The following is an 18648-nucleotide window of genomic DNA, read 5'->3' as shown; positions in this document are numbered from 1 at the left end:
AGTGAGAAAGTGAATGACCAAAGCCCCACCTTGGTGGGGCTTTTTTTTGCAAAATTACAATAACAAAGTAAGACAGAACACGAGGTTAGGATGAAGATTTCTAAATTATGGCTGATTGCCGCAGTGATTATTCCAACGCTGGCAAGCACAGCAGAGATAAAACAAGAGGTGCTGGAGAATTACGCTAAGCACGCGCAATACCTCAGTGTGAAAATTTCTCCAAATGGAAAACACCTCGCAGCGACAGCACGCAACGAAGAAGGCACGATTCAGCTGACTGTTCTGGATATTAAAAACAATAAAATTCTTTCGGTTACACAAGGTAAAGGGAACGAGTCTGTCTCGAGCTTTAACTGGGTGAATGACAACCGATTAATTATGACCATGGCGCGCGAAGTTGGCTCATTAGATATGCCTTTGCCAACCGGTGAAATTTTCGCGATGAATGCGGACGGTAGCAATCAACTTATATTGACAGGCCCGCGCTCGGATGGTGGTGAGTATGAATTTGCGCAAGTGCTCGATATGTTGCCTGATGAAGAGGATAACATTTTAATCTATACGCGCTCGATGATGTCCTCTGAACCTTACCTCGATATTTACAGAATGCGCGCTAACTCAGGTCGTAAGCGCAGTGAGGGACGTATTCCATTAAAAGCTTATCGCAGTACCAACGTACAGGTTTTGGTTGATCGTGCAGGTATCGCACGTGTTGCGGTGGGTGTTGATCCTGAAGCAGATAACCGAGTAGTTATTTTGGCACGTGAAGGCGCCAATAAAGAATGGTATGAGCTAGCCAGTTACGATACAGATGAAGGCGGATTTTCTCCGCTGCTATTGAATGCTGACGCAACCAAAGTGATTGGGCTAAGCAACAGTCAGACCGATACGCAAGCCATCGCCACTCTTGATTTAAAAACTAAAAAAGAAACTGTGTTAGCAGAGCATCCTGGTACCGATCTCGCGCCGATTATGAGTATTACAAAGGGGCGCGCACAGGAGTTGGTAGGTGCCGCGTTTGAATATGATGGTATTGAGGCTGTATTTTTCGACGACATTCAAGATAAGCGTTTTGTGCAAATTGTTCAGGCACTGATGCAAAGCTTCCCGAATCATTCGGTGAGTATCAGCTCAGCAACGCACGACAATAGTCAAGCGATCATTCGTGTGGGTTCAGCGAATTTACCAACGATGTTCTATCTGTTTAACAGCCAAGAGAATAAATTATTACCATTAGCGCCTTCGACACCATGGCTTGATGCGAAGGAAATGCCGGAAACCAAATTAATTACTTATACATCAAGAGATGGTTTAACGATTCGCGCACTATTAACCTTGCCGCGCGGCAAGAAGGCTGAGAATTTACCGTTAATTCTGGTGCCACACGGCGGTCCTCATGGTATTCGTGATTCGTTAGCAGGTATCGATGGCGATGCGAAAGTCTTAGCAGAGCATGGTTACGCAGTATTACAACCGAACTTCCGTGGTTCAGGTGGTTATGGTCGTGAATTCCTCGAGCTTGGCCACAAGAATTGGGGAACCACGATGATTAATGACATGACCGACGGTGTGCAGCATTTGATCAAAGAGAAAATTGCCGATGCCGATCGCGTCTGTGTTTATGGTGCGTCTTACGGTGGTTATGCTGCATTGCAGAGTGCAATTCGTGAGCCTGACCTATACAAATGTACCGTCGGCTTTGTTGGTGTTTACGATTTAGAACTTATGTATGAACAGGGTGATATCTCCGAAGCACAAGCTGGTCGAAACTATTTAGACCAAGTATTGCCAAGTACGAAAGAAGAGCGTCAAGCGCAATCACCGGTACACAACACCGACAAACTTAAGGCGCCGGTATTTATCATTCAAGGTGGTCGCGATGTTCGTGTACCGAAGGAACATGCGTTCCGCTTACGCGACAAGTTAAAAGAGCAAGACCACCCATACGAATGGATGATGAAAGACGGCGAAGGTCATGGTTTCTACAAACCTGAAAACAATATAGAGCGATGGGAGCGCATGTTAACATTCTTTGATAAGTACATAGGCGAATAAATATGGCTTAACCAGTTGACCAAAAAAAGTTCCCTAAATGCACAAAAAAAAATCATATTTAGGTACTTTTGTTCGTTAAGTAGGTTGCCGATATAGTTTTTTTTGATTAGTATCGAGTACTGAGCGGTCAAGGTTTGCGCTTTGTAAGCCTTGATCGTCGACGCACGAGGGCGTTCACGTGCCGACTTTAAACCTAGTAAATCACCTATAAAGTGATCCAGGGAGAACACAGTATGTATACTAATAATAAATTGGCTAAGTCTATCCGCTTAGCTCTTATGTTCGGTGGCGCTTCACTTGCGTTATCAGGCACTGCGGCAGCGCAGGATCAGTCTGGTGACGAAGAAGCTGAAGAAGCCCAAGAACGTATTACCGTAACAGGTTCACGTATCAAACGTACTGACTATGAATCATCTAGCCCAGTACAAATCACCTCTTCTGAAGAAATCAAAAACTCTGGTTTTACCCGTATCGAAGACTTGATGAACAGCTTGCCACAGGTAGAAGCTGCGCAAACTTCATACATCGCTAACGGTGCGTCTGGTGTTGCAACACTTGACCTTCGTGGTGTTGGTACTAACCGTACGTTGGTTCTGATGAATGGCCGCCGTCTACAATCAGGTGGTATCTATTCACAAGCCCCTGACGTAAACCAAGTTCCAGCTGCGCTTGTTGAGCGTGTTGAAATCTTGACTGGTGGTGGTTCTGCAACTTACGGTGCCGATGCGGTAGCCGGTGTTGTTAACTTCGTAATGAAAGACGACTTCGAAGGTCTAGAAGTTAACGTTGGTGCGTCTGGTTACCAGCACAGCAACGGCAACGACTATATGCAAGGCCTGATGGATGCACGTAACTTCGGTTATCCTACTGGTGGTAGCGGCATCGACGGTAAGTCGTACAACATCGACGTAACCATGGGTAGCACGTTCGCTGACGGTAAAGGTCACGCAACTGCATATGCTACATGGCGTCAAATCAACGAGCTTCGTCAAGAATCACGTGACTATTCATCATGTGCTCTGAACGCGGCAGGTACTGCGTGTGGTGGTTCTGCAACTGCGCCATTACCAAACACTTACTTCGCACCAATTGTTGGTGGCGAGTATGACCTAGACCAAGAAGTATTGTGGTCATTAGGTGCTGACGGTACTTTCCGTCCGTATGATGGTTCTAACGTGTATAACTATGCGCCAATCAACCACTTCATGCGTCCTGATACCCGTTACACCATGGGTGCGTTTGTTAACTATGACGTAAACGACTCATTCCGTCCGTACATGGAAATCAGCTACATGCACGACCGCACTGTTGCTCAGATCGCTGAGTCAGGTGTGTTCTTCCAGTACTTTGAATTTGATATCGATAATGCAATCTTCAGCGATGCACAACGTGCACAATTGCAAGATGCATTCGGTGCTGACGCAGACACTGTTGGTGCATACATCGGTAAGCGTAACGTAGAGGGTGGTCCTCGTCAGAATGCTCTTGAGCACAGCGCATACCGCATGGTATTCGGTGCTGAAGGTTACCTGAACTCAAACTGGTCATATGACTTGTCATTCCAGTATGGTTCAACTTCTTCAAGCACTGCGTACATCAACGACTTCTATGTTGATTACATCGGTTCTGCATTAGGTGCAAATGGTTACGACGCTTGTACTGGCGACTGTATCCCATACCCAGTATTCGTTCCAAATGGCGTTTCTGCAGAAGCAGCTGACGGCTTGGGCGGTGTTGCAATCATGAACGGTATCACTTCACAGCGTATCTTAAGTGGTTTCGTGACTGGTGAATTCGACGCTAGCTTGCCAAGCTCTGACTTGCCAATGGCAGCGGTATTTGGTTTCGAAAACCGTGAAGTTGACTTCGAGCGTATCGCTGACACCATCTATCAAGAAGGTGCGTTGGCTGGTCAAGGTGGCCCAACTAACAGCTTAGCTGGTGGTTACAACGTTAAAGAATTGTTCGGTGAGTTAAGCGTACCAATTGCTGAAGGCCGTGATGGCATCGACAGCATGACTTTAGACTTGGGCGTACGTTTCTCTGACTACAGCACTTCAGGTAACGAAACTACCTATAAAGCAGCGTTAGATTACAACGTAACAGCGGATTGGAAAATCCGTGCTAGCTACAACCGTGCAGTACGTGCACCAAACGTTGCTGAATTGTTCTCAGCAAGCTCACTTGGCTTGTGGAGCGGTGAAGACCCATGTGCTGGCGATACTCCTGAGTATACAGCGGCACAGTGTGCGAACACTGGTGTACCTACTGACCAATACGGTTCAGTTGGTGAGAGCCCAGCGTCTCAGTACAACGGTATCTTCGGTGGTAACTTGAACCTTCAACCAGAAGTTGCTGACACTTACACCATCGGTGTAGTTGGTAACCCATTGGATAACTTGAACTTCACAGTTGACTACTGGGCAATCGACATTGAAGACGTAATCGGTACCTTAGGTGCTGAAAACACCCTTCGTCAGTGTGCGTTGACCGGTGATGCAGTTTACTGTGACAACGTAGTACGTGGTCCAGGCGGCAGCTTGTGGCGTGGTGAGGACGGTTATGTAATCGCTACTAACTTGAACGTTGGTACTGAGAACTACCGTGGTATTGACATGAACGTTAACTACACTGTTGAAGACGTTCTTGGCGGTACTATCACTGCACGTATGAACGGTTCATACTACCTTGAGAAGTACACTGATGCTGCAGGCGTTGACTGTGCTGGCCAAATCAGCACCAACTGCTTCCCGCAGCCAGATTGGCGTCACTCTTTAGCGGTAACTTATACTCCAGACGATATCTGGACCGCTCAAGTTAAATGGCGTTACTTCGGTGGTGTTGACTACACTGGTTCAACTGACCAAATCTTGTTGGATCGCGGTATCGCATCACAAAGCTACATCGACTTAGTAAGTACTTTCGAAGTTAACGAAAATACTTCATTGTTGGTTGGTATCAACAACGTGTTAGACAAAGAGCCACCATTGGTAGGCGGTTCATTGGCTACTAACGCGAACACTGTTGCTGGTTTCTACGACACCTTAGGTCGTTACATCCACGCTAGTGTTACTTTCCGCTTCTAATTCAATTTAGATGTGGTAAACAACAAGTAAGTGAAGCGGCGACCTTGGTCGCCGCTTTTTATTGCAAAACAGTATTTTAGAACAGGTGGCTGAGATGCAGTCCAAGACAGTTCAAGATCCGCTTCAGCATATTGTCCAACAAGTGCAGGGGCTCGCGAGTCAGCAAAAGTTTCAAGAAGCCCGTGAACTTATTCGTGGGGCGACAAAAGACGCAAACGTTCCGGTACTACATCGCGCCCATCAATTAGCGATGTATGTTCAGGATGCTTCAGGGGCGTTAGAGTATCTAGACAAAGCGCTCGAGCAAATGCCTGACCAACCCGTGTTGGTGGCTGACAAATTACGTGTGTTAGTGCAGTTGCGTCGCCGCAAAGAAGCACTGAAGCTAGCTAAACACGCCGAGAAGTCAATTCAAGCAGGTCCACAATTTTTACATCATATCGCCCGTATCTATCAGCAATTGGAGCAACCTAAGTTAGCTCTGAAGTTGTTAACTGCGCTAGCCAAGGAGCAGCCAGAGAATATTGAAGTGCGTTATGAACAAGCCAGCCAACAGTTCTTTTTAAACAAAATGTCGGCGGCCGAAAAGAATTTTGATTGGGTTATTCAAGCAACCCAAGGCAAGGTCGCCAATGCTTATCACATGCGTTCAGCGCTGCGTAAACAAACGCCAAATGATAATCACGTTGCTGAACTACAGACACGCTTAGAAAAATCAGAAGCGGGTGATGCACCCATTTGGTTTGCTCTAGCGAAAGAGCTGGAAGATTTAGGTGAGTACGATAAATCGTTTGAGGCATTAGAAAAAGCCAATGAATTAAAAAGGGCGACGGTTCAATACAACGAAGAAGCCGAGCTTACTGCGATTGACCAGTTGATAAACGTTGCAAAAGAATTTGACTATTCAGGTAAAGAATCAAAATCGAAGACAACCCCGATTTTTGTGGTTGGTATGCCACGTACTGGTACCACTTTGGTAGAGCGTATGCTGGCAGCACACAGCGATGTGGTGAGTGCTGGTGAATTCCAAGATTTTCCATGGCTTATTGCCACAGCAATTAATGATATTCAAGCTGCTTCTGGTGGAAAATTGTCGCGCGATGAAGCATTAAAGCAAGTCGATTTTGAAGCGCTAGGTCAGCGCTACTTAGCACAGCTTAAAGATGTTGCTGGCAATGCGAAATATGTGGTGGATAAACTACCATTCAATTTCTTGTACATTGGCTTCATCAAGAAAGCGTTGCCTCACGCTAAGTTCATCAATCTGCAGCGCGACCCACTCGATGCGTGCTATGCCATTTATAAGACCATGTTCTATCAAGTCTACAGTTTCTCGTATGATCAACGAGAGCTTGGTCATTATTTCGCGAAATACCAAGAAGTGATGGCTTTGTGGCATAAGCTATTTAAGAAAGATATTTTCGCTGTTAGCTACGAAGATTTGGTTACTAAGACCGAGAAGCAAGCGAAAGCGTTGATTGATTACTGCGGATTGGCCTGGGAAGACGGTGTGCTTGAGTTTCATAAGCAAGATACAGCGTCAACAACGGCAAGTAGTGCTCAGGTGCGTCAGCCGGTGTATCAATCATCTGTGGGCAAGGTGCAGCATGTTGAGAAGCATCTCAACACACTGCGTGAAGCCTTAAGTGGTAAATAAACCCTTGTTACCACTGCGGTGAAATATCACAAGGTGCCGTGATGCGAGCTCCATGCCCGCTGAACGGCACTGTTCCGTGAAAGAAATAACTTGGGAAGAACACACAATAGCCAACCTGAGGGCACTTTGCCTCGGTAACTGGCGTTAACCCGGGTAATTCAATACCTGGGTCGCCAAAGCGAATCCATCCCGCTTGTTCCGAATCATTTGGCGTAATTTGTTGCGGCAATTGAATGTAAGTACAACACGATAACCAACCCTCTGGGTGCACATGATTGGTGTGAAAACCTTGCTCTTTTAGACACACCGACCATGCGCCGGTAAAACGAATTTGCTTATTCTTGCGTTGCAAAAAAGGGTGTTGTGAATCATCTGGTAGCCCATCTATATAACTGTGTGCTGCCTGCTCTATCATTTGCTTTAGCTCGCCAATTATTGGCGCTTTGTTGGCAAACAAATTTCCCATCGTCTGGGTGCCATGGCGCACACTCTGGTCAAGCGGATGTTGGGTGCTGTTGTGCATGCCCGAGAGGGTCTCAGCTAACTCGTCCATGAAGCTCTCGATAGATGAATAGCTTTGTGGTACCTGCAACGGAACAACCTTCACAAACTGCTCATAATTGTTAAGCCATTGCGCTTTGTCGTTACCAAGTGCTTGAAAACAGAGCGCCTGATAAGCCAACATTTCTTGATTGTAAGGGTGCATTTTTGCAACGGCTTTTACGTGCTGAAGCGCATCTTCATAGTCACCGTGACGCATTAAATTCACTGCTAAATCGAGTTGATGGCGAATGCTGTTAGGATTTAACTCAACCGCTTTCTGATACGCACCGCGCGCCTCGTCAGGTTGTTTAAGTCGAGCAAGGGTTACGCCTTGTAAATGATGAAATTCAGCCCACTGTGAGTGCTTTTGAACGACACTCTGACAAAGCTCCAGAGTTTCTTGGAGTTTTCCTGCTAAAAGTTTATGAGTGGCAAGATTAAATAGTAGCGGACGCGATTGCGGTAAACGTTCGAGAGCTAGCTTAAAAGAGTCTAAAAACTTTTCTTGCGGGCCATATTCCCAGTACAGCTTATTCAGCGCGACGTGCGCATCAATATACTCTGGTAGTTGTCGCACTAAATTCTGCAAAATTACTTCGGTTCGCTCGTAATCTTCGAGGTCGTAATGAATACATGCTTTTAAATAATCAACGATGGGAGAGGGCTGTTGTAATTTCTGCTTGGCATGCTGAATCGCTTCCATGGCTTCTGTAGCCAAACCTAACTCCCGATAAAGCTTGGCTTGCAAAAAATAAGGTTCAAAGTGATTTGGTTGATCTTGAATAAGTGCATCGATTTCTTGTTGCGCAGCGTCGTAATGACCATGTTGAATATAAAGTGCGATTAGACTTTTCCGAGACGGGCAATGGTGCGGGTTATGTTTGAGTGCCGCTTTTAAATTTTCGGCGGCTGCTTTAGGTTGATGTTGATGCTGTAGGCTCAGTGCCAAAATATGAAGTACGTCGGGGTGCTTTGCATTGAATCGAAGTAAGTGCCTGCATTGGTGCTCCGCCTCGCTATATTGCTCGGCGCGAAAGGCATTAACAGCTTGCTGGAACAATTTTTGTACATCGGTCATGGTTACTACACTTTTTATTATTATTGTTGTGTAGATTTTGTACCACTGAGCGATGAATGGATCAAGTTTTGCGATGAATTACTTGTTGGCGTCCCCGGCAGGAGTCGAACCTGCGACCTGCCCCTTAGGAGGGGGCTGCTCTATCCAGCTGAGCTACGGGGACACGCGCTTTATAATAGACATAAAAAAACCAGCCGCAGCTGGTTTTTTTAAATCGTACGTCGGTAACGCAACCGAACAGCGTCTTACAGAGCGCTGATTTTCGCGTTGAAGCGGCTCTTATGACGAGCGGCTTTGTTTTTACCGATGAGACCTTTAGTCGCGTAACGGTCAAGTACCGGTTGAAGGCTAGTAAATGCCTGCTGTGCAGTCGCTTTATCGCCTGCTTCAATTGCAGCAGTTACTTTCTTCATCAAGGTACGCATCATTGAGCGACGGCTCGCGTTGTGGCGACGGTTCTTTTCCGCTTGTACCGCACGCTTTTTAGCAGACTTAATGTTAGCCAAGGTGAACTCCTAAAATTCGTTATCTATGTGCAATGGTTTTGTAGGGCGGGGAATATGCCTGTTTTCCGACTGAAAGTCAAGGACGATATTAGCTATTGGATATTAGATATTAGAAAAAACGGGTTAAGATTGCATGGCACAGGGAGGTGTTCATGTTTAAAGATTTGAAAGTTTATAATTCGGCGATGGACTTATGCGTATCAGTCTATAAGATAACTGATAGTTTTCCGGGACATGAATTATTCGGGCTTGTCAGTCAAATGCGGCGAGCCGTGGTTTCTGTTTCTAGCAACATAGCGGAAGGTGCTGGCAGGGGCTCTTACAGAGAACAAATAAGATTCTATTACATTGCTCGTGGTTCTCTTGCTGAGTTAGAAACACAGCTCGAAATAAGTTTTCGATTAGGTTACGTCGATTGTCGTTTGCATAATGAAACTCGCTTCGTTTACCGACTACTTAATGGTTTGATCAATTCAACCAAGAAAATGATGCTAGTCGATTCGACTTAACTAGGTTTTACTAATATCTAATATCCAATAGCTAATATCGTACTTGAGGTTCCATTGTCAAAATCGCTTACTAAATCCGGCATCATTGTTAGCTTCATGACGCTCATATCGCGTGTGCTTGGGCTTGTGCGCGATGTGGTGATTGCGAATTTGATGGGGGCTGGGGCGGCGGCCGATGTGTTCTTCTTTGCGAACAAGATACCGAACTTTTTGCGACGGTTGTTTGCGGAAGGGGCATTTGCGCAGGCTTTTGTGCCGGTGCTGACGGAGTATAAGCAGGGTAAGACGCTGGATGAGCAGCGCTTGTTGATTGCTCGGGTGGCTGGAACATTGGGGACGTTAGTCACCATAGTGACATTGGTGGGTGTGATTGCCTCGCCGGTGGTGGCAGCGATGTTTGGTACGGGTTGGTTTCTTGATTGGTACCACGATGGTCCGCAGGGGCATAAGTTTGTTTTGGCGGCAGACTTGTTGCGTATTACGTTTCCGTATTTGTGGTTTATTACCTTTACGGCGTTAGCTGGCGCGATTCTGAATACGATTGGAAAGTTTGCGGTGGCGGCGTTTACGCCGGTTTTTTTGAATATTGCGATTATTGTTTTCGCCATTTGGATTGCGCCGCAACTGGAGCAACCTGAATACGCTTTGGCATGGGGTGTATTTGTTGGTGGCGCTGTTCAGTTTCTATTTCAAATTCCGTTTTTGAAACGCGCAGGGTTGTTGGTTCGTCCGCGCTGGGGATGGCGTGACCCTGGGGTAACCAAAATCCGCACGTTGATGATTCCTGCGTTATTTGGTGTGTCGGTAAGTCAGATTAACTTACTGCTGGATACGTTTATCGCGTCGTTTTTAATGAGTGGTTCAATTAGCTGGTTATATTACTCTGACCGGTTATTGGAATTTCCGTTGGGATTATTTGGCATTGCGATTGCGACGGTTATTTTGCCAGCTTTAAGCTCACGTCATGTGGACAAGTCAGCCGAAGAGTTCAGCCGTACTTTGGATTGGGGTATTCGTACGGTTGTACTGCTTGGATTACCGGCCATGTGCGGTTTGATTGTGCTGGCGGAACCTATGCTGATGGTGTTGTTCATGCGGGGTGAATTTACGCCTGAAGATGCGCGCTTGGCCTCCTATAGTTTATTTGCGTACGGCTCGGGCTTACTGAGTTTCATGTTGGTGAAGGTATTGGCGACTGGCTTCTATTCACGCCAAGATACCAAGCGACCCGTGAAGTACGGCATTATCGCCATGGTGACCAACATGGTGTTCAATATCATTTTCGCGATTCCTTACGGTTATGTCGGCTTAGCCATTGCAACATCTCTGTCTGCTGCAGTGAACGCCGGTTTACTGGGCTATAACCTGTGGCGCGATGGCGTACTTAAACGTTACCCCGGAACATTAACCTACCTCTCGAAAGTGGCGCTCGCTGTGGCGGCGATGGTCGCAGTCGTGCTCTATCTTGTGCCTGCTCGTTCGTGGTGGCTTGCGGCTGAATTTATTGATCGGGTGTGGCAGTTGGCGTTGTTGATTGGCGCGGGTGGGGGCACGTACTTACTCTCCCTCCTCCTCCTCCGCGTTGTGAAGAGCAAAAACGATATTAGCTATTAGATATTGGATATTAGAAGAGCTAGTACGATATTAGCTATTGGATATCAGATATTAGAAAAAGCCGAATAGTCAGAGCTAGTATCTGATATCTGAGTGCTAATATCGTTTTCGATTTCCTAATATCTAATATCCAATAGCTAATATCGCCTTTGTTTTTCGGTGGGTCTATATTTGGTCTTTATTTAGACTTCTCCGCCATTCTCGTCTAATCTTATTCCTGAAACCACCAACAAGGAATAAGAGCCATGTATACCGTTAAACGCCCGCGCGTGACCACTGTTTCAGGGTTTAAGAAAGAAATTGCGACCATGGATGTGAATGAACCGGTTTTGGTGACCCAGAACGGTGAACCGTTGTATGTGGTGCAAGATCCTGCCCAATACGAAGCCATGCAAGAGCAGATGGCGATGTTGAAAATGATTGCATTGGCTGAAAAGGATGTTCGGGCTGGTCGTGTTGTTAGCCGCGAAGAGCTGTTCAAAGGATTGGCAGAGGAGCTCGGCGCAGATGACGATATCAATTAATTATCCGAGCCATTTCCAATCGCAAGCTCGCGACCAGGTCAGGTTTCTTACAAAAAAAGTCGGGTATCGAGCGGCGCAAAAATTTGTCGATACCGTGCTTGATCTATTCGAACAGAGAGTTTCGATGTTTCCGCAGGGAGGCGCTCGATGCTTGGAAAGCGCCGAGTTAGGATTTGGTCAATATTATGAGTTTGTTGATACAAAAGCGCAGATTCGGGTTATTTATCGGCTTGCCGAGAGCGATGATTCTCTTATTTCAGCCTTGTTATTTTTGCGAACGAGGCAAGATCTGCGTGATCAGCTATTTCAGCTGGTATTAATGAGCCCTTAGTGTCTGGTTAGCGTTTGGCTTGCCTGTTATAATCGCCGCTTTGTTAATCACCTGATATAACGACAGGCTTGCGACGCACTGATGCAGTTAATTCGCGGAATCCATAACATTCGATCTGAGCACCGTGGGTGTGTACTTACTATCGGCAACTTTGATGGTGTTCATTTGGGGCATCAAGCGGTGTTGGCGCAGGTAAAGGCGCAGGCGCTAGCACGCGGTGTTCCGGCGACGGTGATGACGTTTGAGCCGCAACCGCAAGAGCTGTTTCAGCCTGATAAAGCGCCGGCGCGGCTGACCAATTTTCGCGAAAAGCACATGGCGCTGCGTGAGCAGGGTATCGATCGCCATATTGTCATCGAGTTTAATCGTAAATTTTCTAATCTGCCGGCACGCGAGTTTATCGAGCGAGTGCTGGTTGACATGCTCGGCGTGCAGTTTTTGGTGGTTGGTGATGATTTTCGCTTTGGTCACGGGCGCGAAGGCGATTTTGCAATGTTGCAGCGTGCGGGCGCAGAGCTCGGCTTTGAGGTTGTTGATACACAAAGTTATCGCCAACAACAGCAGCGCGTCAGCAGCACAGCGATACGTCAATGTTTAAGCGATGGTGACTTTACTCAAGCAGCCGCGATGTTAGGTCGTCCTTATGCGTTTGAAGGTCGTGTGGTGCACGGTGAGAAAAAAGGTCGTACTATCGGCTTTCCAACCGCAAATATTCAGTTAAAACGGTTGCATTCGCCACTTCAGGGTGTATTTGCTGTGCAGGTACAATGCAATGATGGCAAAATGCATGCAGGCGTTGCTAATATTGGTAGACGCCCAACATTAAATGGCGAGCGGGTGCAGCTTGAGGTGCATTTGTTCGATTTTGTTGGTGATTTATATGGGCAGCAGTTGCGGGTGGTGCCGACGCATTTTATTCGCGCTGAGCAGAAGTTCGCTGATTTTGCGCAGCTACAGCAACAAATAGCCGCCGACGCTGAAAAAGCAAAGGCGATATTAGCTATTGGATATTAGATATTAGAGCTGATGTTTCGGGTATTTGTGTTTTGTCTAATATCAAATATCTGATAGCTAATATCCTACTCGAATTCAAAAATTGAAATAAGTTGTGGGGCAGATAACACCCCCGAAAAAGGAACCGAAATAATGACCGACTACAAACACACACTGAATCTGCCGGAAACTGAGTTTCCGATGCGCGGGAATTTGGCGCAGCGAGAGCCGCAGATGTTGCAACAGTGGTACACCGATGATGTGTACGGCCTCATTCGCCAAGCGAAGGCGGGTAAGCCGGTGTTTATTTTGCATGATGGCCCCCCGTATGCGAACGGTGATATTCACATTGGTCACGCAGTGAACAAGATTTTGAAAGACATGATCGTGAAAGCGAAAACGCTGAGCGATTTTGATGCGCCTTATGTGCCAGGCTGGGACTGTCACGGCTTGCCAATTGAGCTGCAAGTTGAAAAGAAACATGGCAAACCGGGCAAAAAACTGAGTGTGGCTGAGTTTCGTCAAAAATGCCGCGAGTATGCACTGACTCAGGTTGACGGCCAGCGTGAAGATTTTAAACGGTTAGGCGTATTTGGTGATTGGGACAACCCATATTTGACCATGAACCCGAAGCAAGAAGCCGATAGCATTCGTGCGCTGGCGAAAATTATTGCCAATGGCCATATGCAACAAGGTTTCAAGCCGGTGCATTGGTGTACCGATTGTGGCTCGGCACTGGCTGAGGCGGAAGTTGAGTACCAAGATAAGCGCTCCCCAGCTATCGATGTTGGTTTTACGCCTGTAAACGAAGACGAGTTGGTGGGTAAATTTGATCACCCAGACGGCCATGCTGGCGAGGGTGAGGTGATGGTTGTTATTTGGACTACCACGCCGTGGACTATTCCAGCAAACCGCGCAATTTCGTTGCATCCGAGCCTTGATTACACGCTCGTTCAGGTTGAAGCCACCGATGAGCGGCCGGCGATGCGTTTGGTACTTGCTGATGAATTAGTTAAATCAGCAATGGAACGCTGGGGCATTGATGCTTATCACAAGCTTGGCTTTGCGAAAGGCGAAGCACTTGAAAATGTGAAAGTGAATCATCCGTTGTTTGCAGATATTCAGGTGCCATTGATTCTTGGTGAGCATGTGACCACTGATTCGGGTACGGGCTGTGTGCACACGGCGCCAGGCCACGGTGTTGATGACTTTATTGTAGGTCAACGTTACGGCATCGAGGTGTATAACCCGGTTGGCGATAACGGTGTGTACAAAGATGACACGCCAATGTTCGCTGGTCAGCACGTGATGAAAGCGAACCCCAATATTGTCGATGCGCTACAAGAAGCTGGGCGCTTGATTCATCATGAAGCCTATAATCACTCGTATCCACATTGTTGGCGCCATAAAACGCCGATTATTTTCCGTGCTACCCCACAGTGGTTCATTAGCATGGACAAACAAGGCTTGCGCGCGAAAGCATTAGAACAAATTAAGCAAGTGCGTTGGGTACCTGAATGGGGTCAAAGCCGCATCGAAAGCATGGTGGATGGTCGTCCTGACTGGTGTATTTCGCGTCAACGCACTTGGGGTAATCCGATTGCTGTATTTGTACGTCGTGATAATGATGAATTACATCCGCGTACGTTGGAGCTGATGGAAGAAGTTGCGAAACGCGTTGAAAAAGATGGCATTCAGGCGTGGTTCGATTTAGAGCCAGAAGCGTTATTAGGTGATGAAGCCGCGGATTATCGCAAAGTGACCGACACGCTAGATGTCTGGTTCGATTCGGGTGTGACGCACGAAGCTGTGTTGAATAAAACGCCTGGCTTGCAGTGGCCTGCGGATTTATATCTTGAAGGTTCTGACCAACACCGTGGCTGGTTCCAGTCGTCATTGTTAACTGGTGTGGCGATGTACAAAAAAGCACCATATAAGCAAGTGCTAACGCATGGTTTCACGGTTGATGGGCAAGGCCGCAAAATGTCGAAATCGATCGGCAACGTCATTGCTCCGCTTGAAGTGATGAACAAGTTAGGCGGTGACATCTTACGTTTGTGGGTTGCGGCAACGGATTACTCGGGTGAAATGACGGTTTCTGATGAAATCTTAAAACGTTCAGCCGATAGCTATCGTCGTATTCGTAACACCTCGCGTTTCTTATTGGCTAACATAAACGAGTTTGAGCCAAGCAAACACGCTGTTGCGGCCGACGATATGGTTGCGATTGATAAGTGGATTGTGGCGCGCGCCGTTAGCTTGCAAGAAGAGATTCTAAAAGCGTTAGATGACTACCAGTTTCACGGCGTCGTGCAAAAGATTATGCACTTCTGCTCAATTGAGTTAGGCAGCTTCTATCTAGACGTGATTAAAGATCGTCAGTACACAGCGAAACGAGACAGCGTGGCGCGTCGTTCATGTCAGACTGCGTTGTATCACATTGCCGAAATGCTGGTTCGTTGGTTGGCACCGATATGTAGCTTTACAGCGCAAGAGATTTGGGATGCCTTACCGAAGCAACTCGCCAACGGGGAAGCGCGCTCGCGTTATGTGTTTACCGAAAGCTGGTATCGTGACGCCGCACAGATTACTGTGAGTCCAGCGGATAACGCTTTGTGGCAAACAGTGCTTGAAGTGCGTGATGAAGTGAACCGTATGCTTGAACAAGCGCGTCGCGATGATGTGATTGGCGGTAGTTTACAAGCCGAAGTGACGGTATACGCAGTAGCTGATATTGCTGCGCAATTAAATAGCCTTAAAGATGAGCTACGCTTTGCCTTTATTACCTCTGCCGTTGACGTGGAAACTGTTGACGCGGCACCAGCGGGTGCTGTCGCAACTGAACTTGACGGTGTTTGGGTGAAGGTAGCGAAATCGGCTCATGAAAAATGCGAGCGCTGTTGGCACCATCGTGAGGAGGTTGGCACGATTGCGAACCACCCAACGCTATGCCAACGCTGTGTGACCAACGTTGATGGAGCTGGAGAGGAGCGCCATTTTGCTTAAGCCAACTGATTTACAAAAGCGCGCCAGTGGGTTGCGCTTTTTGTGGCTAACTCTATTGCTTATTGTTTTGGATCAATTTACCAAGCAATGGGTGATTCGTGTTTTCGATTTATACGAAAGCATTGAGGTGATGCCCTATTTAAATTTGACCTACGTGCGTAACATGGGCGCCGCTTTTAGCTTCTTGAGCGATCAAGGCGGCTGGCAGCGCTGGTTATTCACATTTTTAGCGATTGCCGTGAGCGTGGTATTACTCATTTGGCTACGCCGTAATCCTGCCAACATGTGGCGTCAAAATCTTGCTTTTGCGCTAATTTTGGCTGGCGCGATTGGAAATGTTATCGACCGCATCATGTATGGTTATGTTATTGATTTTATTGATGTGTATGTGAATGATTGGCACTGGCCGGCATTTAACGTTGCCGATATGGCGATTACTATCGGCGCAGTACTCATGTTATTAGAGGCGTTTTTTGAGCAACGTCAGGAGCCACAGTCATGATCAGTCGTCTCCCGATCGAACACGGTCGCGAAGTGATTTTGCATTTCACTATTAAATTAACCGATGATTCGGTTGCTGATAGTACTAAGATGTCTGGCAAACCAGCGAAATTTCGAATGGGCGATGGCTCATTAACGGAAAATTTTGAATCGTGTTTGGTCGGCTTAAAAGCCGGCGATGCCCGCGAGTTTGAATTGGCACCAGAAGATGCTTTTGGTATGCCGAACAAAGACAACTACTATCAGGTAGATACCACCAAGTTCGGCGCAGATCGCCCCGAAGTTGGTCAAATTTTTACTTTTCCACAACCTGATGGCACCGAGTTGCCAGGCATTGTGCGGGCAATCAATGATCAGTTTGTGACGATTGATTTTAATCATCCGTTGGCAGGCCAACGTGTACGATTTGCCGTTGAAATTATTGAGGTAAATCCGTAAAAAAGCGAAAGCGATATTAGCACTTAGATATTAGATATTAGGAAATCGAAAACGATATTAGCTCTTAGATATTAGATATTAGCTCGAAAATTTTGGCTTGTTCCAATATCTGATATCCAATAGCTAATATCGACCTTGCTCTTCTAATATCTAATATCCAATAGCTAATATCGCACTTGGAGTTTTTATGAATATTGTTTTAGCGAATCCGCGTGGTTTTTGCGCCGGCGTTGACCGCGCGATTACTATCGTCGAGCGTGCATTAGAAATCTTCGAGCCACCTATTTATGTGCGTCATGAAGTGGTGCACAACAAATATGTGGTGGATTCCTTGCGCGCACGTGGTGCGGTATTTGTTGATGAACTGCATGAAGTGCCAGACGATAGCATTGTGATTTTCTCGGCTCACGGTGTGTCACAGGCCGTGCGTCAAGAAGCGAAAGATCGTGGTTTGCGGGTGTTTGATGCAACCTGTCCGTTGGTGACTAAGGTGCATATGGAAGTGACGCGCGCGAGCCGTAAAGGTCATGAGTGTGTATTAATTGGGCATGCGGGGCATCCGGAAGTTGAAGGTACCATGGGGCAGTACAATAACCCAAAAGGTGGTATCTACCTGGTGGAATCGGTCGACGATGTCGCAAAACTTGAGGTGAAAGATCCGAAACAATTGCATTACATGAGCCAAACCACGTTGTCGGTTGATGATACCGCCGATGTGATTGATGCGTTGCGTGAAAAATTCCCAGAAGTACAGGGGCCGCGTAAAGACGACATCTGTTATGCCACCCAAAACCGTCAAGATGCGGTGCGTGAACTTGCTGCTGAAGTTGATGTGTTATTAGTGGTTGGAGCGCGTAATAGCTCGAATTCGAATCGTTTGCGCGAATTGGCCGAGAAAATGGGTACGCCTGCTTATCTCATCGATGATGCGACCTGCATTGACCAAGCTTGGCTTGATGGCAAAGAGAATATTGGTGTTACGGCCGGTGCTTCAGCACCAGAAGTTCTTGTTCGCGATGTGGTGAAGCAGTTGCAATCGTGGGGCGGTCAGACGGTACAGGAGCGTAGTGGGCGCGAAGAAAATATCACGTTCTCTATTCCACCCGAACTCCGCGTCGTCGAATTGTAGCCCGGCGTTTCACGCCGGGTAGCGCATCGCGCTGTTAATACACCACTTTTATCAATGTGCGTTCAATTCGACAATAACCGCACCACTTTTATCAATGTGCGTTCAATTCGACAATAACCGCACCACTTTTATCAATGTGCGTTCAATTCGACAATAACCGCACCACTTTTATCAATGTGCGTTCAATTCGACAATAACCGTGGCGTAGCCACGTCCCGGCGTAAAACGCCGGGCTACTGCCAGCAGGCGGTGGGGGTTTTTTGATCGTTCTGATTGATACTCATCGTCGCACATTCCGTATCTGAAACCTGAGCACCAGTCGCTGTAGCCGTCAACGTATACGTTTCAGCACCGATGTTCGATACACTAAAAGTGTAAAATTCGCTTGACGATGTAAAGCCAAGATCGGCTATCGTCGCATAGCTTGAATTGCGTAATCGGTACTCTTCTTGAGCCATCTGTAACTTCATTAATTCGCCCATGGCGTCTGCTCTGCGGCTCTGTTTGACGTAGTCGGTAAAGTTCGGATAAGCAATGGCTGCAATGATGCCGATAATTGCTACAACAATCATCAATTCAATCAAGGTCATACCGGATAACTTTTTTTCAACTTGCATTTATTCCACCTGTTTATACTATGCTTAATGCATCTGCTCATTAGTACGACAATTTTGGAAC

The 18648-nt window shown here is 46.8% G+C and carries 15 protein-coding genes and 1 tRNA gene; 12 read left to right on the top strand and 4 right to left on the bottom strand.

Annotation, left to right across the window (positions count from 1 at the left end; translation table 11 throughout):
- The first annotated feature begins 90 nt into the window (after nucleotides 1-90).
- The 3 genes from LG272_RS10810 (at nucleotide 91) to LG272_RS10800 (ending at nucleotide 6798) form a co-directional block, all read left to right on the top strand.
- Nucleotides 91-2055: a prolyl oligopeptidase family serine peptidase gene (locus LG272_RS10810; protein ID WP_404408495.1), complete on the top strand. Its 1965-nt coding sequence runs from the start codon at nucleotides 91-93 to the stop codon at nucleotides 2053-2055.
- 233 nt (nucleotides 2056-2288) lie between these two features.
- Nucleotides 2289-5141 carry a TonB-dependent receptor domain-containing protein gene (locus LG272_RS10805; protein ID WP_404408493.1) on the top strand — a complete coding sequence of 951 codons (2853 nt, stop codon included), beginning with the start codon at nucleotides 2289-2291 and terminating at the stop codon, nucleotides 5139-5141.
- A gap of 94 nt (nucleotides 5142-5235) precedes the next feature.
- Entirely contained in the window at nucleotides 5236-6798 is a 1563-nt protein-coding gene (locus LG272_RS10800; protein WP_404408491.1) for a tetratricopeptide repeat-containing sulfotransferase family protein, read from the top strand.
- A 7-nt stretch (nucleotides 6799-6805) separates the two neighbouring features.
- On the opposite strand, the gene LG272_RS10795 is transcribed toward LG272_RS10800, so the two are convergent.
- The 3 genes from LG272_RS10795 to rpsT all read right to left on the bottom strand — a co-directional run bounded on the left by LG272_RS10795 (nucleotide 6806) and on the right by rpsT (nucleotide 8925).
- Entirely contained in the window at nucleotides 6806-8419 is a 1614-nt protein-coding gene (locus LG272_RS10795; RefSeq protein WP_404408489.1) for a 2OG-Fe(II) oxygenase family protein, read from the bottom strand.
- Nucleotides 8420-8505: 86 nt separating this feature from the next.
- Nucleotides 8506-8582 (bottom strand) — tRNA-Arg (locus tag LG272_RS10790).
- A gap of 82 nt (nucleotides 8583-8664) precedes the next feature.
- Nucleotides 8665-8925, bottom strand: coding sequence for a 30S ribosomal protein S20 (gene rpsT / locus LG272_RS10785; protein WP_404408487.1), 261 nt, complete (start codon nucleotides 8923-8925; stop codon nucleotides 8665-8667).
- Between the two features lie 152 nt (nucleotides 8926-9077).
- Here rpsT and LG272_RS10780 point away from each other — a divergent pair, with 152 nt between their 5' ends.
- The 9 genes from LG272_RS10780 to ispH all read left to right on the top strand — a co-directional run bounded on the left by LG272_RS10780 (nucleotide 9078) and on the right by ispH (nucleotide 17970).
- A complete protein-coding gene (locus LG272_RS10780; protein ID WP_404408485.1) occupies nucleotides 9078-9434 on the top strand; it encodes a four helix bundle protein in 357 nt (118 codons plus the stop codon).
- 54 nt (nucleotides 9435-9488) lie between these two features.
- Nucleotides 9489-11048 (top strand): murein biosynthesis integral membrane protein MurJ, encoded by a 1560-nt coding sequence (murJ, locus tag LG272_RS10775; protein WP_404408483.1) that lies wholly within the window; start codon nucleotides 9489-9491, stop codon nucleotides 11046-11048.
- A gap of 245 nt (nucleotides 11049-11293) precedes the next feature.
- Nucleotides 11294-11572, top strand: coding sequence for a type II toxin-antitoxin system prevent-host-death family antitoxin (locus LG272_RS10770; RefSeq protein ID WP_404408481.1), 279 nt, complete (start codon nucleotides 11294-11296; stop codon nucleotides 11570-11572).
- Nucleotides 11556-11903, top strand: a complete 348-nt coding sequence (locus tag LG272_RS10765) for a hypothetical protein (RefSeq protein ID WP_404408479.1) — start codon at nucleotides 11556-11558, stop codon at nucleotides 11901-11903. The genes LG272_RS10770 and LG272_RS10765 overlap by 17 nt, the downstream gene beginning before the upstream one ends.
- Before the next feature lie 81 nt (nucleotides 11904-11984).
- Nucleotides 11985-12917: a bifunctional riboflavin kinase/FAD synthetase gene (gene ribF / locus LG272_RS10760; protein WP_404408477.1), complete on the top strand. Its 933-nt coding sequence runs from the start codon at nucleotides 11985-11987 to the stop codon at nucleotides 12915-12917.
- 132 nt (nucleotides 12918-13049) lie between these two features.
- Nucleotides 13050-15902 carry an isoleucine--tRNA ligase gene (gene ileS, locus LG272_RS10755; RefSeq protein WP_404408475.1) on the top strand — a complete coding sequence of 951 codons (2853 nt, stop codon included), beginning with the start codon at nucleotides 13050-13052 and terminating at the stop codon, nucleotides 15900-15902.
- On the top strand, nucleotides 15895-16404 hold the full coding sequence (lspA, locus tag LG272_RS10750) for a signal peptidase II (RefSeq protein WP_404408473.1): 510 nt from the start codon (nucleotides 15895-15897) through the stop codon (nucleotides 16402-16404). The genes ileS and lspA overlap by 8 nt, the downstream gene beginning before the upstream one ends.
- Nucleotides 16401-16841: an FKBP-type peptidyl-prolyl cis-trans isomerase gene (fkpB, locus tag LG272_RS10745; RefSeq protein ID WP_126759294.1), complete on the top strand. Its 441-nt coding sequence runs from the start codon at nucleotides 16401-16403 to the stop codon at nucleotides 16839-16841. Before lspA ends, fkpB begins: the two co-directional genes overlap by 4 nt.
- A 187-nt stretch (nucleotides 16842-17028) precedes the next feature.
- Entirely contained in the window at nucleotides 17029-17970 is a 942-nt protein-coding gene (gene ispH, locus LG272_RS10740) for a 4-hydroxy-3-methylbut-2-enyl diphosphate reductase (protein WP_404408471.1), read from the top strand.
- Nucleotides 17971-18203: 233 nt separating this feature from the next.
- Here ispH and LG272_RS10735 read toward each other — a convergent pair whose 3' ends face one another.
- Complete coding sequence (locus LG272_RS10735; RefSeq protein ID WP_404408469.1) at nucleotides 18204-18587, bottom strand: type IV pilin protein; 384 nt, start codon at nucleotides 18585-18587, stop codon at nucleotides 18204-18206.
- Nucleotides 18588-18648 lie beyond the last annotated feature (61 nt).

Origin of the sequence: Pseudidiomarina marina (assembly GCF_044807045.1) — a bacterium.
Classification (GTDB): Bacteria; Pseudomonadota; Gammaproteobacteria; order Enterobacterales; family Alteromonadaceae; genus Pseudidiomarina; species Pseudidiomarina marina.
Note: the sequence above shows the minus strand (reverse complement) of the source record. Positions and strands in the feature narration are given on the sequence as shown.

Bases quoted from the DNA above. Each gene is read 5' to 3' on its own strand.
- LG272_RS10795 (WP_404408489.1), bottom strand. From the start codon at position 8,419: ATGACCGATGTACAAAAATTGTTCCAGCAAGCTGTTAATGCCTTTCGC.
- LG272_RS10800 (WP_404408491.1), top strand. From the start codon at position 5,236: ATGCAGTCCAAGACAGTTCAAGATCCGCTTCAGCATATTGTCCAACAA.
- LG272_RS10770 (WP_404408481.1), top strand. From the start codon at position 11,294: ATGTATACCGTTAAACGCCCGCGCGTGACCACTGTTTCAGGGTTTAAG.
- LG272_RS10805 (WP_404408493.1), top strand. From the start codon at position 2,289: ATGTATACTAATAATAAATTGGCTAAGTCTATCCGCTTAGCTCTTATG.
- LG272_RS10780 (WP_404408485.1), top strand. From the start codon at position 9,078: ATGTTTAAAGATTTGAAAGTTTATAATTCGGCGATGGACTTATGCGTA.
- LG272_RS10810 (WP_404408495.1), top strand. From the start codon at position 91: ATGAAGATTTCTAAATTATGGCTGATTGCCGCAGTGATTATTCCAACG.
- fkpB (WP_126759294.1), top strand. From the start codon at position 16,401: ATGATCAGTCGTCTCCCGATCGAACACGGTCGCGAAGTGATTTTGCAT.
- LG272_RS10735 (WP_404408469.1), bottom strand. From the start codon at position 18,587: ATGCAAGTTGAAAAAAAGTTATCCGGTATGACCTTGATTGAATTGATG.
- ispH (WP_404408471.1), top strand. From the start codon at position 17,029: ATGAATATTGTTTTAGCGAATCCGCGTGGTTTTTGCGCCGGCGTTGAC.
- ribF (WP_404408477.1), top strand. From the start codon at position 11,985: ATGCAGTTAATTCGCGGAATCCATAACATTCGATCTGAGCACCGTGGG.
- ileS (WP_404408475.1), top strand. From the start codon at position 13,050: ATGACCGACTACAAACACACACTGAATCTGCCGGAAACTGAGTTTCCG.
- LG272_RS10765 (WP_404408479.1), top strand. From the start codon at position 11,556: ATGACGATATCAATTAATTATCCGAGCCATTTCCAATCGCAAGCTCGC.